The sequence below is a fragment of the Methylomonas sp. 2BW1-5-20 genome (genome assembly GCF_052474515.1).
Map to the genome: position 1 here is coordinate 1,811,720 of NZ_CP184127.1, position 15,616 is coordinate 1,827,335.

A 15,616-nucleotide genomic window follows, 5' to 3' on the forward strand; every position below is an offset into this window, starting at 1 on the left:
GATTGAACCAAAAAAATAGACACATTCATGTCTCAAGATTGTAGTTTCTGCTTAGTTCCCTCTATAACTCACCGGTTCCTTCACCGATAAGTTGTTCCAGAAGCACCACCAGTACTGTCGCTACAGTTATGTCAGCTGTTGTACCCGGATTGATCCTTTGTGCCTTAAAAGCTTTGTCCAGATCATACAATACTGGCAAAAGCTCTTTAGGCTCACAGGCTGTTTGCATCGCTCTCTCGAGCTTCTCCATCTCAGCCTTGATCCACTCTGAATACCGCTCTCCATACTTCCGCTCAATATGACTATCGGGATATTGAGCCAACATAGCGGCAAAAACCGCTAACGCAGCCCAACCACAATCGCCAGACAAAACGAAAGCACGATTATATCGTAAAACGCCAAAATCAAAAACGTCTTTAAAAATTGTTGTGTATTGCAGCGCAATTCTGTCCCTGTCAGCGGCAAAAGCCATGGCCTCGGTCAGCGTTACATCGGCCGGTTTTTGTACGTCGTGTTGCGCGGATTCACCCAAGCCGGCCGGCGCGGCCAAGGTTACAGCCTTGAAAACCCAATCGGCATCCTCGCGGGTAGTATTTTCCAAGAGTTGTCGTAAACCATCGCGCAAGTTTTCGCCATTATTCAGGCCAGCAACCACCTGCAACAAAGGCGCGCAGAGCAGAATAATACCTAGATTGGTATTACAAGCCACCGCTTCACGGGTTGCCTTGACTGCGTAATATATTTTTTCACCCAAGCTATATTGCGGATCGGTGATCGGCGCGCTGCTGACCTGGGCGCTGACACGAAAATCCTCAACCGTCATATCGTCGGCAGCGCTATAAACGCTGACATTACCGGGCTTGAAGGCTTGTAACTCGGTTTCGCAAGCTTGCAGGTAAGCGTTCATCAATTGCTGCCTGCTCAACATACTTTGTCCTGAACGCAGTAACGATCAAGCAAATCGGTCACCAGGCATTCGGCGATGTTGATCTCGCAAACACTTTGCAAGCCTTTCCAGGCCGGCACGCTGTTTACTTCGATGATGCGATAACAACCGTCCGCATCCTGAATGACATCCACACCGGCGTAATCCATTTTTAACGCATTGACAGCGGCAATCGCCAACTCTGCTAAGTCAGGCTCCAGCTCGATGCATTCACAAGACGCGCCTCTGGCCACATTATTCAGCCAGGAAATACCGCGCCGCCGCATAGCGGCAACCGCCCTGCCATTAATCACAAACACCCGCACATCCGAATAACCGTCGCCCGCGCATTCGACAAAGCGCTGTAAATAATAGATACCGCGACTGCTGGTCAACCACAACAAATCGGTGGATTTTTCGATACGCCGAATGCCTTCGCCTTGAGAACCGAACAAAGGCTTGCTGATTAGATAATAGCCCTCGCGTAACTGTTGCGCAGCAATCATCAGTGCTGCGTCATGATCCCGCAACACCCAGGTCAACGCTGTCGGCAATCCGGCATGCTGCAGTAAAAAACTGGTCATGCCCTTATCGACGCTACGCTCGATCGCGCCGGCGTCGTTATAAACCGGTACGCCCAGTATTTTTAAGGCATGCAAAACATCCAGATAAAACACCACCTCTTCCAGCGAACCACCGGGAACGCCCCGCACGAAGACCGCCTCCGGCAATTCTTGCTCAAATCCGGGAATAACAATTGGCAGCTCGGCGACCGTTAACTGCAATTTGCAGGCAGTCAGCGACACGTAGTCGGCTGCATAACCGCGCTCGGCAAAAGCCAAGCACAATTGCTTGCCGTGCCAACCCGGGTCATCGGTAATTATTGCAATTCGGCGCAAGGGAATGTAAGTCGAAAAAGTTAGCAATACAAGCTAACTGACCTTGCCTAACAAGGGCAGCTAGCCGTCGAAGAGAGTTAAAGCGAATTAAGCGCCGAACGATAGATCGAGCAAGGCATTGTCAAGCTTGCCGGCCCGGAAGCTTTTGCCGGACTCGACCGCGGTGACAATAACGCTGGCGGGGCTGAACAACATCGCATCGACTTTGAAAAAATCGTATTCGTAGGCTTTGAAAATTTCGGCAAACGGTTTGCCGTAATCTTTTGATGTCGAGCTAGGCAATTCCTTAGCCAGTTTTTCCGCCGCTTCGTCACTACCTTTAACAAACAAATGCACTTGTCCGGCGAATAAAATCGCGTCATTGGTTCTGCCCATAGCTTTAACGAAATTCGGATGCGGAGGACAAATCGGCGCGCTGCCGGAACCGTCGACAATGTTTTCCAGCGGAAAATGCAGCGCGTGGGCCTTGTGCATCGCCACTTCCAATACTCTTCCGACTACTTGTACACCACCAGCCAGACTGCTGGTTGGTGTAACGATAATGGTCAAATTGGCTGGCGATACGCCACAAGCCGCCGCAACTTTCTCGACGATTTCCACCGGTGGTAACGCGTCATTTTCGATGACCAACGCAGTTTTCTCGGCGCTATCGCGGTATTCCAGTTCTTTATAAAGCTCTTCCACCGGCTCGACAGTACCATCCTTAACCTTGGTGGCCAAAGCCCGCGCCGGACCGGAACCCAAAGCATAATATTTGCCGTGCGACAAACTCCAACCGGCATATTGGCTACCCAGGCAAGACAACACCGGATTGCTGGCATGGACATTGATCGTCAGCGGCCAATTGGTGGTATACGGGCTTTGCGAGATCGTTGCGGTACCCAAACCGCCCATGCAGATCTCGGTAATAATCCGTCCGGCTTCCAGACCGCCCGGCACTTTGATGCCGGCATCGATAATGGTGCAGCCGTTTTCCAGCTTTTCGATACCCAACCGTAATTTATCCGCGTTATCCAACAGTTGTTGAACCAAGGGCTGGGAAAATTTATTGACGCTTGCCTGGTATTGCATGAGTTTTAAAGACCTGATTCCAAAAGATTTGCAAGGATGCGTTGTTGGCGATGCAGATTATCCAGCATCTGCCCCGAGTTTTTTCCGTTGGCAATAATACTGCATATCGGCTCGCCTGTGGCAACAATTGCACCGGGATTAGGTCTATCCGCAGTCCATGGCGGCCATTCAAATCCCTCCGAAATCGTCACAGAATTCCGCGCATAGACAATCTGATAAGCGCTCGGCAAAACGGATACCTCAACACTGTCATCCGGGTGATATTGAAAGGCTTGAAAATGTTTGAGCAGCACCGATTTGCCGTAAAGCTGAGCACTGGCGGAAATCCTTGCATTGATTTCCAGCACATAACAATCCCCCGCATCGAGGATAAAATCCAGACTATTTAATCCTCGAAGTCCGTAGGCTGCCGATAGTTTTAATAGCCACTCAGTCATTTGCATCTGCACGGCGTCTGGAACTTCTACGCTACTCGAAACCCCGCCGAACATAAAAGGATGTTCGCTATTGCAATCGGCAAGCCACTGTTCATTAAAACCGATCAGCTCAATCCCACCGGGATTGGCCACAAACAACACCGATATCGAACGGCCATTAATATATCGCTGCCAGTAGCCGGGTACAGCTTTATCGTCAACTGAACAACGCCTTATCGCCAAGCCACCCTCGCCGCGCCATGGTTTTAGTAACCAGTCCTCATTCTCTGCGGGCCGAGAGAAAACAACCTCGGGGTACGGTATCGACAACAAGGCAAGTCGGGCAAAAAAATTGCACTTATCTTGCACACTTTGAAAAATTGCAGCGGAATTTCCAATTATCCGCCAATGGTTTTCCAAATACGCCAACGTCTCCGGTTGCGACTCCAGACCGCTGCCATAGAGCAATTCAATAACCCCATAAGTCCGACCGGCCGCTTCCAGGGCGGCTCGCACATCGCTCAAAGCGAGCGAAGTCACTTGGTACACCTTCTTTGCCATTTGCTTGGTATCGCTGTCGGCATAACAATCGATAGCCACAACTTCGCAACCCAAATTAACGCACATTTGCACCAGCATCCGTGCCGATTTGGCGATGACTAACAAACACTTGGACGTTAAAGAGGACTGCATTCGACTACCATGTAAAATTAGCGCGACAAAAAACGCTGGATTTTAAAAAATTTTCTGTAATAATATGCGGCTGTTGGAGAGCTGGCTGAGCGGTCGAAAGCGGCGGTCTTGAAAACCGTTGAAGGTTTATCCCTTCCTGGGGTTCGAATCCCTAGCTCTCCGCCATTATATATAGTTAAGGCCCTGATAAATAACGTTTTATCAAGGCCTTAATTTTTTCTACCCTACTCTCTACCCTACTTTTGATTCTAATAACTTTCACTGACTCCATGTCAGTCGGCGTTATTTGAGACAGAATCATTATCTGCCATTTGTTGAATCTGCACATCATTTGAGCCAAGGCTAGAAAAATTATTAGCCCCCTGCCGAAACTAACTCATAGCTACGACATCAGCAAAAATTCAATCACAAGAAAGTCTTATTTTAGTCTTTTAACTCATTTGATTCGGCTCAATACGCATTTTTGTGTAGGGAGCCTTCAATGGCGATTAAACAATGCCTCGCTTGCGGCCAGTCTTTTCAACCACGTCCACAAGTTCCACTGCAAACCTATTGCTCAGCGCCTTCATGCCAACAGCATCGTAAACGGCAATGGCACCGCAACAAACTGCAAACAGACCCTGATTATCAAGAGAACCAACAACGGGCTCAACAATCGTGGATAGAGCGCAATCCTGATTATTGGCGTCAATACCGTGAATCTCATCCAAAGTATGTTGATCGTAATCGTACTTTGCAACGGACACGCAACGCCAAAGCCAAGAATATTCGAATTGCAAATATGGACGCGTCAACTCCAGAAAAACTGCTGCCATCAGGGATTTACAGACTAAGTTTGGTGACAGAAACCAATATTGCAAAGATGGACGTCTGGACCGTAGAAATCACGGTACATGCTTGCGAATGTCGGCCATAAGCCAGTGTTGCAAATAGATGACTTGATCGGCAAACCAATCTGATTCTTATACCGTATTGTCAGTTCGCTCTTGGTAAACCCTGGATTTGGCTGTCCCTGCTTAGAAGATTGCTCCGATCCGCAAGTGGCTTAGCGAGAGCCTAATTTTCATGCGATCGGGGATCATCAGGTTTGATAAATCAAATTGAATCCAACGAAGAACAGCCAGAAACGTTCGTCAAATTACGCGCAGTGGAATATGTGCGAATGTCGACCGAGCACCAGCAGTACTCCACAGAAAATCAGTCTGACAAAATCCGCGAATACGCCGCTCGTCATGATATTGAGATCGTCCGAACCTACACCGATGCCGGAAAAAGCGGTTTGCGCATCGATGGCCGAGTTTCGCTACAACAGTTGTTGAAAGATGTTGAAAGTGGCTCTGCCGACTTTTCAATGATTTTGGTTTATGACGTTAGCCGCTGGGGACGATTCCAGGATGCTGATGAGAGCGCATATTATGAATATCGGTGTCGGAAAGCTGGTATTCAAGTTACTTACTGTGCCGAACAGTTTGAAAACGACGGTTCACCTGTTTCCACTATTGTCAAAGGCGTTAAACGGGCTATGGCGGGTGAATACAGCCGAGAATTGTCGGCTAAGGTTTTCGCCGGTCAGTCTCGACTAATTGAACTCGGTTTTCGTCAAGGTGGCCCTGCTGGATATGGCCTCCGCCGGGTATTACTCGATCAAAACGGTTCCATTAAAGCCGAACTGGCCAGAGGCGAACATAAAAGCCTGCAAACCGACCGTGTCATCCTCATGCCTGGTCCCGAGGAGGAAATCCGCACCGTCAATTTGATGTATCACTGGTTCATCGAGGAAGGATTGGTCGAGTCCGAAATTGCCGAACGCTTGAACGGCATGGGAATACAGACTGACCTGGACCGGCAGTGGACTCGCGCAACGGTGCAAGAGATCCTGACCAACGAAAAATACATTGGTAACAATGTCTATAACCGCATTTCCTTCAAGCTCAAAAAGCTGCGAGTGGTTAATCCTTCTGATATGTGGATCAAAAAAGAAGGCGCATTCGAACCTATCGTACCGCCTGAACTGTTTTACACCGCGCAAGGAATCATTCGAGCCAGAGTTCACCGATATACCGACAAGGAATTAATCGAGCGTCTGCGAGAACTTTACCAGCGCAGAGGATTTCTGTCGGGGTTGATCATCAACGAATCCGAAGGCATGCCATCCACGTCCGTTTACGCGCATCGTTTCGGCAGCCTGGTGCGAGCCTACCAAATGGTCGGTTTCACACCAGACCGCGACTATCGATATCTGGAGATCAACCAATTCCTCCGTCGTTTTCACCCAGAAACCGTCAATGAAACTGAACGCCAGATCATGGCATTGGGCGGCACCGTCAAACGCGACGCTGGCACGGATCTGCTGCAAGTCAATAATGAATTCAGTGTTTCCATAGTATTGGCGCGCTGCCAGAGTACCGATAGTGGTCGTCATCATTGGAAGGTCCGGTTTGATACCAGCTTGGCCCCTGACATTACCGTGGCGGTTCGCCTTGATGAGACAAATCATGCCGCGCTCGATTACTACCTATTACCGCGACTGGATTTCGATCAACCTCGCATCCGCCTTGCCGAACATAATCCCATAGAATTCGAAAGCTACCGTTTCGACAGTTTGGACTATCTGTACGGAATGGCGGAACACACGCGCTTGAGGAGAGCAGCATGACAGAAACAATCAAGACTGGCCAAATGCAAATGATCCCAATTAATTTGATTGATGTCCTCAATCCAAGAGAAAGAAACAAGCGTGTATTTGAGGAGATCGTCACCAATATCCAAACAATCGGGCTTAAGAAGCCGATCACTGTGACACCGCGACCCGCAACAGACGGCACCGACCGCTATCTTTTGGTGTGCGGTGAAGGCCGAATGAAGGCATTTCATGCTTTGGGTGAAGCAACAATTCCTGCCCTGGTTATCGAAGTCAGCGACGAAAATGCATTCATCATGAGCTTGACCGAAAATATCGCTCGCCGCCATTATCGACCGTTAGAGTTATTGGCAGGTATTCAGCAACTTCACGAACAGGGATACGACAAAAAAATCATCGCCCAAAAAACCGGACTCTGCGTCGAGTATGTACATGGCATACTTACCTTGCTGATGAAAGGCGAAGAACGTTTGTTGGTTGCCGTGGAAAAAGGCAAAATCCCATTGAATGCAGCCTTATCCATTGTCGGCGCTGGTGATGACGATCAAGCCATCCAGGCTGCCCTACAGGAAGCCTACGAAACTGGAAAACTACGCGGAAAACAATTGATACAGGCGCGACGAGTTATCGAACGCCGACAAACTTTAGGACCATCGGTTGCCAAAGGTACGCCGCGAAAAGCGCAAGATGTCACGACCGCAAGTTTGGTCAGAGTCTACCAAAAGGAAGTCGACCGCCAAAAACTGGTCGTTAAAAAGGCTCAATTGACTCAACAACGCTTGTTGTTCGTCGTCAGTGCCCTCCGAGAACTATTTGACGATGAGAATTTCTCGACTCTTCTGCGGGCAGAGGGCTTGGACTCTCTGCCGAAATATCTCGCTGAACGCGTCTTGTCGGGAGGCCGCACGATATGACCAATATATTTCTGGGATTCAGTCTCGAACCGATTTCAGTGCCCGTAGATAATATCCTGCCTTCACGGAGAACGCCTACTGGCGTTACCACCTCGCGAAAATATTTGCAGATACGCACATCAATTCAGGAAATTGGACTGATTGAGCCTCTATCGGTCGGGCCTGCCGATGCGAAAACTGACCAGCTCATTTTACTGGATGGTCACATCCGACTGATCGCATTGCAGGAGTTGGGATATCTCGAGGTTCCATGTCTGATTGCTACTGATGACGAGAGTTACACGTATAACAGTCGCATAAACCGTTTGTCGACGATACAGGAACATCACATGATTCGCCGGGCTATCGAACGTGGCGTCACCCCAGAACGGCTGGCCAAGGCGCTTAGTGTCGATCCCCGCACCATTGAGCGCAAAGCGGCATTATTGGAAGGCATATGCCCCGAGGCAGCAGAATTGTTGAAAGATCACCAATTTCCAACAGATCTGTCACGGGTATTGCGAAAAATGAAACCGACCCGTCAGCTTGAATGTGTCGAGCTCATGATATCAGCCAATACCATCACCATAAATTATGCTGAAGCACTATTGGTTGCCACTCCTTTGTCGATGTTGGTTGAGGGCAAAAAGCCCAAAAAGCTGAGCGGTCTAACTGCGGAGCAAATAGCCAAAATGGAGCGAGAAATGAGCAATCTTCAAGAACGATACAAAATGGTTGAGCAGACCTACGGGCAAGATGTCCTCAATTTGGTATTGGCTAAGGGCTACTTAGCCAAATTACTTGAAAACCCAGCAATAAAAAGGTTTCTGCAGCACAGGCAGCCGGAATTCTTGGCGGAATTCGAGGCCATTGTTCAAACAGTATCACTGGATCAATGATGAGCCTTAGTTGTTATGGAACTTAGCGTTGCTCAAAATTCCTACATCGCCGCCATTTATCCACCACAATCCGCCAGCCGAATTGGCTGCATCGTTGTTTTGACACTTGCAGGAATCGACAACTGGCGCAGCGCACAAAACCATGAGTATCGCCATGGTGAATTCGCAGAGTATCTTCGGCCAGTTGCAAGGCGTAATGCAGGATGTCGGGGCTTACCGCGCATTCGCTGAGAAACTCGTCGATGACCGATGAATCGGTTTCACCAATGGCATTCAGATAGGCCATAAGTCTGGCTTGGTTTTGGGCGTTGAGCTTGTTAACGTTGTTTTGTCGGTATTCGCTATTTTGAAGTGTTACCGGTATTACGGGTGTTACCGTCAATTCTGGCGCGGGTTGTGGCGGTATTACCGATTCCGAGTCAGGTAACACCGGCGTTACCGCTGCAACATTTTTACTTTGCGTTGCTTGACGTTCATCGTCTGGTTGAGACTGCAGGTCGGTTGCCTCCGCCAGATAATGCCGTATCACATCAGCCAACATGATCGTCATCAAACTGAATCACGTAAAACCAGGCTGAACCGCCGTGGACTTTGACCTGAGTGACATGTTTTTTCGGATTGGGACCGGATTTCAGGATGCCCTGACCAATCAACAGTTTGACCGCCAATGCCAAATCGGCATGGCCAATCGCCTTTTTAAATCCGGCCGTGCTGAACAACCATTGTCGGCCTCGTTCGGTTGGACGCCAATAGCCGGAACGCTCGCCATGCAGTCGGTTGGGATCGTCGGTTTTGGTAAAGCGGCTGTCGCCATAGAGTTCGACGTACTGCCGTAACGCATTGGCCAATTGCTGAGGTTCCAGTTCACCGGTTCCACGCTGTTGACGCCAATGTTTGAAACAGATCAATGCCGCTTCCATCGCTATGCGTTCCGGCCAGCCCGTAACACCATATTCGCTGGCCAATTCGCCCGCCAGACCAATCAAAGCAAAGCTACGAGCCGCGCGGGCTTCCTGAGCCGATAAAGGACCGAAGCGCTGTTCGAAAATGCGTAAACACTGGTCCAGGTAGGCGGCAAAATCGCGTGAATCGCGGGTCAAGCGTTCCAGAAAAGCGATGCCGGCTGTGCCATATTGCTGCGATGTGTGCTGATGTAGCTCGCTGGCAAAGGCACGACCACTGCCATAGTCATGCAGATGGTCAAAGGCGCCATGCTGACCAAACACCGCCAATTGCAGAAAGCGCACCAATTCGCCGGCTTTGACCGGAATCCCGGCCTTACTCAGATGCGCTTCAATCGAATCTTCGCCGTTAGACAGAATCGCTACCCGCCAATGCTGATGCGCCATGGCTTTACCACTGACCGTGGCCCGTTGCTTGCCAACGCCATTGCCCAGCAGATACAGCGACTTGCTGACATCCTGAGCATCGGCTTTACTCATCTCATCCAGACACAGCAAACCGTCGTTGACTTGAACAGCCGCTGATTCTAGGCCATTTAACGTCGCGGTCCAGGAACGCTGGAAACTTTTTGGTTCGCCCCAGACACTGGCTGCGGCCTGCATGCCGCTGGTTTTGCCTTGACTGGAAGGACCATAAGTATGAATGGCCAGGCTGTCCAAATGGCATTTAGCCAGTAAAGGACCACAAAAGGCCAGCGAGACAACGAACAGCAAAAAAGGATTACCGGGACATAAACCCGCCACCTGTTGTTGCCAGGCGGACAAGGTACCAGCTTGCCGATAAAGACTACTGTGTATATTTCCCTCGGACTGCAGAATCACGGCATCACTTGAATCACCAATACTACGATCCGGCAGCACATAAACGTTATCAAACCAACCGGGTGTGGATGTGATCCAGACCGTTCGATCTGGATGTTGCTGACACAGATAATCCGCCAGCCGACTGCGTTGCGGATAGTGAATATCTAGGCCTTGATCGAACAAGGCTTTCTGCAGCTCATCGCCGCGGCCGGCGACTAAACGGAACGGCATGTTCCACTGTTTGAGTTGCCCCAGTCGATCGCGAAATTCCAGTAATAAACCGAAGTCGCCACCTTGTCGGTTGCGGGCAATGGCCACCGCCTTCAACACGCCACAGATTCTGACATCGCGCAGCGCCGGCGGCTCCTTGGCAGACGATTTGCCGAGAAAATGGTAATACACACCGGCGGGCCAGCAATGATCCAGGCCGCAGGTGTGTTCATACACTTGGTAACATGGCCGACTGTCGGCGCAGGGAAATAGCGCTGCCGCATCCTTCTCGGATTTGGCAGCAACCATTGATTGACGGGCTTGTTGGATCTCGGCCAAATCCGAAGGCGACAACTTCTCAGGCAGAAATCGGCTAATGGCGGATGCCAATCCGCCATCAACCTCTTCATACATTAGTGATTCAGCATGATCATCCACCGCCTGACTCCTCGTTCAGCCGATAAACAACAATCTCGTCCCGCACCTGAACCCAACGCTGGCCCACCGGCAAACGTGGATCGTATTCAAACGCGGGTTGACTGAAATCCACCCAACTTGGCCAGACGGCCACCCATTCGGCGCCGTAGCCCAGCAGCACCTTGACCAGCGCCATCACTTCATCACGACCAGTCGCGTGATCACATTGCCAGTCGACGATTAACATCAGGCCCAGCACCGGCCAACGAAAATGAGCCGGCGCTGAGTTAGACGGACATACCAGTGCCCATACGGTGGGATTCGATTGCCATTGCCGCGCGCGTTGCCAGGCATCACGACCAAAGCAAATCATAATCGGCCAGGGCGGCGACGTAGATTGCAGTCGTGCGATCAGCTCCTTAGCAAACGGCGGCAACGGCAGTCGTTGATCAGGCATTCGCGTTGCCGGTACATTGAGCACCTAAACGCGCAATGAGCTCGGCAATATCCTCCACCCGCCAGGCCGTCATATTGGTGCCCATTTTGATCGGCTTAGGAAAGATGCCTTTTTTGATCCCATCCCACCAGGATGATTTACTCATGGGCAGCAATCCAGAAATGGGCGGCTTGGCCTTTGGATCGCCAATAATTTGTTTCAAACGCAGAAAGCCAGTTTCGGGCAATTTACTCATGTCTATTAACCTCATAATCATCGGAAAAAATGGGGCGATAGTCATTAATACAAGAGACCTATCCCCCCTACTCAGACCGTTGCCGGCCCAGTCTGCAATCCATGGGATTGCGTAATGTCGCGTCGGACAGAATATCCAAATCGAGTGTGCACTCACTTGCAGCTGACGATGAATTTGCCATCAGCTGCAAGATCGGAAAATTAAATTTGTCTGATGCGATCTGAGGACGTATTTTTCAGCAAAAATTTTGAAAGCTGCTTGCAGTAAATTGCGATTTCGCAATTTACTGCAAGATTACGAAAAAAATTTTCGATGGGTACCGGCCAATGCCTGTTAAACGGGGTTCAACTCGATGGCAGCCGTCCGGAAACGTCCTGGGGAATATTGTGAAGAGTAAATTTGGAAGGTCGTCTTCGAAATCGCGATAATTATTGCGATTTCGATAATTGGCCAAAATTTTTTGTACTAACCCGACTGCGTAAAAGCGTCTATAAAATTAGCTGGTTTTGATTAGCTGACACCGAGATACGAAACCACTTGCTGATAGCGCATTGGTAGCGGATGAACAAGTGACTCCGACTCCACCTTGTTGTTGGTTCGCCAAACACTTTGAATCCCCCCCTGAACCTTCGTTACTGACCCCTCGGATTAATTTTCTCGCAGGCAATAATTGATGTTGGTGTAGCATTTGCCATTATTTACTAGCACAGCTTTGAATTAGGGAAGAAAATGCAGACAACACCGGAAATTGGTCAACTTGCTATCGTTCGCAAGCGCCCCTTCGTTGTTACGGAAATCATTCCGGCAGCACCCGGAATTGGACGAGATAACCCCAACCACTTGATCAAACTCTCGTCGGTCGAAGACGATGGATTGGGAGAGGAGCTGCAAGTTATATGGGAGCTGGAGCCAGGCACCTCGGTTTACGAAAAGTCTACGCTTCCAAACCCAGACTCATTTGATCATCCCAAACGCTTGCAAGCCTTTCTGGATGCAGTTCGCTGGGGAGCCGTTTCGCAAGCTGATGACAAAGCGTTACAGTCACCTTTTCGTAGTGGCATTGAAGTAGACGATTACCAGCTCGACCCAGTGGTCCGGGCGCTTTCCATGCCTCGAGTCAATCTGTTAATTGCCGACGATGTCGGTCTCGGCAAGACTATAGAAGCAGGACTAGTCGTACAGGAAATGATTCTGCGCCACCGTGTCCGTTCAGTATTGATCGTTTGCCCCTCGTCTTTGCAAGTGCAGTGGAAAGAAGAAATGCGGGATAAGTTCGGTCTCGAATTCCGCATTATCGATAGCAATACCATCAGTCAATTGCGCCGTAAGCGCGGCATTCATGTCAATCCGTGGACACATTTTCCGCGGTTGATCACTTCGGTTGACTATCTGAAACGTGAGCGTCCGTTACGGACTTTTCGGGAAACCTTGCCAGCAGGCGATCAACCCACTTACCCGCGGGCATACGATTTACTCATCGTCGACGAAGCCCACAACATTGCCCCATCTGGCCGCGGCAAATATGCCACGGACTCGATGCGTACCTTAGCCATTCGCTCATTAACTCCGCATTTCGAGCATAAATTATTTCTCTCCGCGACACCGCATAACGGTTACCGCGAAAGCTTTGCGGCGCTATTGGAATTGTTGGACAGCCAGCGCTTTGCTCGCGCCATTACCCCTGATCGCTCGCAATTAGACGCCGTGATGGTTCGGCGAATGAAATCCGAACTTAAATTACGCTGGGATGGTAGTCGTCGTTTTGCCGAAAGACTCGTCAAACATTTGGAAGTGCCATATACAAATGAAGAACGACTGGCTCACCAAGCCTTGCAGCATTATTCGGAACTGCGTCTTAAACACGCCAGCTCAGACGGCGAACGCATGGCTGCCGAATTTGTCTTGAAGCTGCTCAAAAAACGCTTGTTCTCTTCGCCAGCCGCTTTCGGCAGCACTCTGGAAAAGCACATCGCCTCCGTCGGTAAGCAAAGTGGTAAAGCAATTGCCAACCGCGACATTGCCGACTTTTCCGATGATTATGCAGACGACGATGAATACGAACTCGAAACCGGCGAAGTCGTCAGCTCAGTCAGCCAATCGTTATCAGCCTTGACCAGCGAAGAGCAAAGCCTGCTCAGCCAACTCAGCAACTATGCTGTCAAAACCAGTTTGCGGCCGGACAGCAAAGCCGAGACCCTGATCAATTGGCTCAAAAACTCCTTACGTCCAGGCGGGCAATGGAATGAAGAGCGTGTGATTATCTTCACCGAATACCGCGCCACACAAAAATGGCTTTATGACCTTCTGGCCCGCGAAGGCTTTGCCGAAAATGAACGCCTGGAGATGATCTATGGCGGCATGGACAACAAACAGCGCGAAGCCATCAAAGCCGCATTCCAGACTCACCCCAAAGATTCGACAGTTCGGATTCTACTGGCAACCGATGCGGCGTCGGAAGGCGTCAACTTACAAAATTATTGTTCCAAGCTGATACATTTTGAAATCCCCTGGAACCCTAACCGTATGGAACAGCGCAACGGCCGGGTGGATCGCCACGGCCAAAAAGCGGATGAAGTGGATATTTATCACTTTGTCGGCAAAGGCTTTGATAAGGCTCAATCTACTGCCAAGGTCGGCGACCTGGAGGCCGATTTAGAGTTTCTGATGCGCGCTGCACTCAAGGTGGAAACCATACGCGAAGACCTCGGCAAAGTTGGCCCGGTAATCGCCACACAAGTCGAAGAAGCCATGCTCGGCAAACGCCAGCGCCTTGATACCAGCCGTGCTGAGCAGGAAGCAGAACCCGTGCGCCGCATGCTGAAATTCGAACGCAAACTCCGCGAGCAACTCGAAAAACTGGCCGCTCAATTACACGAAACCCAGCACGACCTCAATCTCACGCCCGACCATATCGAAAACGTGGTTCGAGTTGGCCTGGAGCTCGCCGGTCAGCCTGCACTGATTCCGGTCGAGATAGACGGCATTTGGCCCGACCCGACCGGTCTGCGGAAAACTTGCCCGGTATTTCATTTACCGGCGCTATCGAATAGTTGGGCGCAATGTACCGATGGTCTGGCCCATCCACACAGCAAAGCCATTCGCCCGATTGTGTTTGATGCCGCATTGGCAACCGGTCGAGACGATGTAGTTTTGGCTCATCTCAATCATCGTCTGGTGCAAATGTGCTTGCGACTGTTGCGAGCGGAAATCTGGTCACTGGACACCCAAACCCAGCATTTGTCGCGCGTATCGGCCTGCATCGTCGATGATTCAGCGTTAAGCCATCCCGTGGTGATTGCCCATGGCCGGATTGTAGTTTTGGGTGGCGATAACCACCGACTACATGAAGAGATCATCACCGCCGGCGGTGCCTTGATTGAAGGCCGCTTTAATCGTTTGAATGTCGGCGAAACCAAAGCCGCTGTAGAATCAGCTACCGATACACCCGTACCGGCTGCAATAGAAGCCCGCTTCCAAGCGCTATGGCCAAAACACGCTGATAGCTTACTGGCTGCCCTGGAAGCGCGACGCGTCGACCGCACCAAAAATCTGGAAAAAACCCTCGAAGAACGCGCCGAAAAAGAAGTCAGCAAACTGACCGCCATCATGACCGAACTACAACGCTCGATTCAAGCAGAACTCGCCCCACACCAAATCGAACAATTAGATCTGTTTCTTCTGGGTGACGATCTTGGCAAACAACAGCGCGAACGCGATCTATCCGCATTGCGTCGACGGCTAGAGGAAATTCCCGAAGAAATTGAACGCGAATCACGACATATCCGCTCGCGCTTCACGAATCCCCATGCCCGACTGTTCCCGGTCGCCGTTACCTGGTTAATCCCGCGTAAAGCCGTACTCGAAATCACCGGGGGTAAAGCATGAGCCAGCCCAACGTTTCGCGTCATCATGCGGACTGGCTGTCGCTGGTCGAAGTCTCAGGGCCATTCGTCTCGCTGCCGGTATTACTCAAAACCTTTTCACATGGTCTGGACGCTCGCGATCCGGCGCAAGCCAAAGTGTTACGCGCCGCCTATGAGGAATGGCAAGACAACCCCAATGGCCCCGGCAAACAGCGCACCTGGATACTGCAT

Annotated in this window: 13 protein-coding genes and 1 tRNA gene; 5 read left to right on the top strand and 9 right to left on the bottom strand. The window is 50.5% G+C overall.

Annotated elements, in window-relative coordinates:
• Positions 1-61: 61 nt before the first annotated feature.
• From ACH50O_RS08245 to ACH50O_RS08260, 4 genes are all read right to left on the bottom strand, one after another.
• Positions 62-928: a triphosphoribosyl-dephospho-CoA synthase gene (locus tag ACH50O_RS08245; protein ID WP_446811540.1), complete on the bottom strand. Its 867-nt coding sequence runs from the start codon at positions 926-928 to the stop codon at positions 62-64.
• The gene (locus ACH50O_RS08250; RefSeq protein WP_446811541.1) at positions 922-1,824 is read right to left on the bottom strand and encodes an ATP-grasp domain-containing protein; all 903 of its coding nucleotides are present in this window, start codon (positions 1,822-1,824) and stop codon (positions 922-924) included. Before ACH50O_RS08250 ends, ACH50O_RS08245 begins: the two co-directional genes overlap by 7 nt.
• A gap of 87 nt (positions 1,825-1,911) precedes the next feature.
• The gene (gene mch, locus ACH50O_RS08255; protein WP_446811542.1) at positions 1,912-2,895 is read right to left on the bottom strand and encodes a methenyltetrahydromethanopterin cyclohydrolase; all 984 of its coding nucleotides are present in this window, start codon (positions 2,893-2,895) and stop codon (positions 1,912-1,914) included.
• Between the two features lie 5 nt (positions 2,896-2,900).
• Positions 2,901-3,911, bottom strand: coding sequence for an ATP-grasp domain-containing protein (locus tag ACH50O_RS08260; RefSeq protein WP_446811543.1), 1,011 nt, complete (start codon positions 3,909-3,911; stop codon positions 2,901-2,903).
• 168 nt (positions 3,912-4,079) lie between these two features.
• Here ACH50O_RS08260 and ACH50O_RS08265 point away from each other — a divergent pair.
• Positions 4,080-4,169: transfer RNA gene (locus tag ACH50O_RS08265), tRNA-Ser, on the top strand.
• Between the two features lie 323 nt (positions 4,170-4,492).
• On the opposite strand, the gene ACH50O_RS08270 is transcribed toward ACH50O_RS08265, so the two are convergent.
• Positions 4,493-4,819 carry a hypothetical protein gene (locus ACH50O_RS08270; RefSeq protein ID WP_446811544.1) on the bottom strand — a complete coding sequence of 109 codons (327 nt, stop codon included), beginning with the start codon at positions 4,817-4,819 and terminating at the stop codon, positions 4,493-4,495.
• Positions 4,820-5,091: 272 nt separating this feature from the next.
• On the opposite strand from ACH50O_RS08270, the gene ACH50O_RS08275 reads away from it, so the two are divergent.
• Genes ACH50O_RS08275 through ACH50O_RS08285 form a run of 3 tightly spaced genes read left to right on the top strand, consistent with a single transcriptional unit; the run spans position 5,092 to position 8,437 of the window.
• Positions 5,092-6,660, top strand: a complete 1,569-nt coding sequence (locus ACH50O_RS08275; RefSeq protein WP_446811545.1) for a recombinase family protein — start codon at positions 5,092-5,094, stop codon at positions 6,658-6,660.
• Entirely contained in the window at positions 6,657-7,559 is a 903-nt protein-coding gene (locus ACH50O_RS08280) for a plasmid partitioning protein RepB C-terminal domain-containing protein (RefSeq protein WP_446811546.1), read from the top strand. The genes ACH50O_RS08275 and ACH50O_RS08280 overlap by 4 nt, the downstream gene beginning before the upstream one ends.
• A complete protein-coding gene (locus ACH50O_RS08285; protein WP_446811547.1) occupies positions 7,556-8,437 on the top strand; it encodes a plasmid partitioning protein RepB C-terminal domain-containing protein in 882 nt (293 codons plus the stop codon). Before ACH50O_RS08280 ends, ACH50O_RS08285 begins: the two co-directional genes overlap by 4 nt.
• Positions 8,438-8,459: 22 nt before the next feature.
• Here the strand turns inward: ACH50O_RS08285 and ACH50O_RS08290 are convergent, their stop codons facing one another.
• From ACH50O_RS08290 to ACH50O_RS08305, 4 genes are read right to left on the bottom strand one after another with little or no spacing between them, the layout of a single operon-like run.
• A complete protein-coding gene (locus ACH50O_RS08290; RefSeq protein ID WP_446811548.1) occupies positions 8,460-8,987 on the bottom strand; it encodes a hypothetical protein in 528 nt (175 codons plus the stop codon).
• The gene (locus tag ACH50O_RS08295; RefSeq protein WP_446811549.1) at positions 8,968-10,851 is read right to left on the bottom strand and encodes a DUF927 domain-containing protein; all 1,884 of its coding nucleotides are present in this window, start codon (positions 10,849-10,851) and stop codon (positions 8,968-8,970) included. The genes ACH50O_RS08290 and ACH50O_RS08295 overlap by 20 nt, the downstream gene beginning before the upstream one ends.
• Positions 10,844-11,287: a hypothetical protein gene (locus ACH50O_RS08300; RefSeq protein WP_446811550.1), complete on the bottom strand. Its 444-nt coding sequence runs from the start codon at positions 11,285-11,287 to the stop codon at positions 10,844-10,846. The genes ACH50O_RS08295 and ACH50O_RS08300 overlap by 8 nt, the downstream gene beginning before the upstream one ends.
• Positions 11,280-11,522, bottom strand: coding sequence for a helix-turn-helix transcriptional regulator (locus tag ACH50O_RS08305; RefSeq protein WP_446811551.1), 243 nt, complete (start codon positions 11,520-11,522; stop codon positions 11,280-11,282). The genes ACH50O_RS08300 and ACH50O_RS08305 overlap by 8 nt, the downstream gene beginning before the upstream one ends.
• Before the next feature lie 729 nt (positions 11,523-12,251).
• On the opposite strand from ACH50O_RS08305, the gene drmD reads away from it, so the two are divergent.
• Positions 12,252-15,407, top strand: coding sequence for a DISARM system SNF2-like helicase DrmD (gene drmD, locus ACH50O_RS08310; RefSeq protein ID WP_446811552.1), 3,156 nt, complete (start codon positions 12,252-12,254; stop codon positions 15,405-15,407).
• Positions 15,408-15,616 lie beyond the last annotated feature (209 nt).

What these genes read in the sequence shown, in the direction of transcription:
- ACH50O_RS08245 (WP_446811540.1), bottom strand. Translation starts at nt 928, where the DNA reads ATGTTGAGCAGGCAGCAATTGATGAACGCTTACCTGCAAGCTTGCGAA.
- mch (WP_446811542.1), bottom strand. Translation starts at nt 2,895, where the DNA reads ATGCAATACCAGGCAAGCGTCAATAAATTTTCCCAGCCCTTGGTTCAA.
- ACH50O_RS08270 (WP_446811544.1), bottom strand. Translation starts at nt 4,819, where the DNA reads ATGGCAGCAGTTTTTCTGGAGTTGACGCGTCCATATTTGCAATTCGAA.
- ACH50O_RS08280 (WP_446811546.1), top strand. Translation starts at nt 6,657, where the DNA reads ATGACAGAAACAATCAAGACTGGCCAAATGCAAATGATCCCAATTAAT.
- ACH50O_RS08285 (WP_446811547.1), top strand. Translation starts at nt 7,556, where the DNA reads ATGACCAATATATTTCTGGGATTCAGTCTCGAACCGATTTCAGTGCCC.
- ACH50O_RS08290 (WP_446811548.1), bottom strand. Translation starts at nt 8,987, where the DNA reads ATGACGATCATGTTGGCTGATGTGATACGGCATTATCTGGCGGAGGCA.
- ACH50O_RS08300 (WP_446811550.1), bottom strand. Translation starts at nt 11,287, where the DNA reads ATGCCTGATCAACGACTGCCGTTGCCGCCGTTTGCTAAGGAGCTGATC.
- ACH50O_RS08305 (WP_446811551.1), bottom strand. Translation starts at nt 11,522, where the DNA reads ATGAGTAAATTGCCCGAAACTGGCTTTCTGCGTTTGAAACAAATTATT.
- drmD (WP_446811552.1), top strand. Translation starts at nt 12,252, where the DNA reads ATGCAGACAACACCGGAAATTGGTCAACTTGCTATCGTTCGCAAGCGC.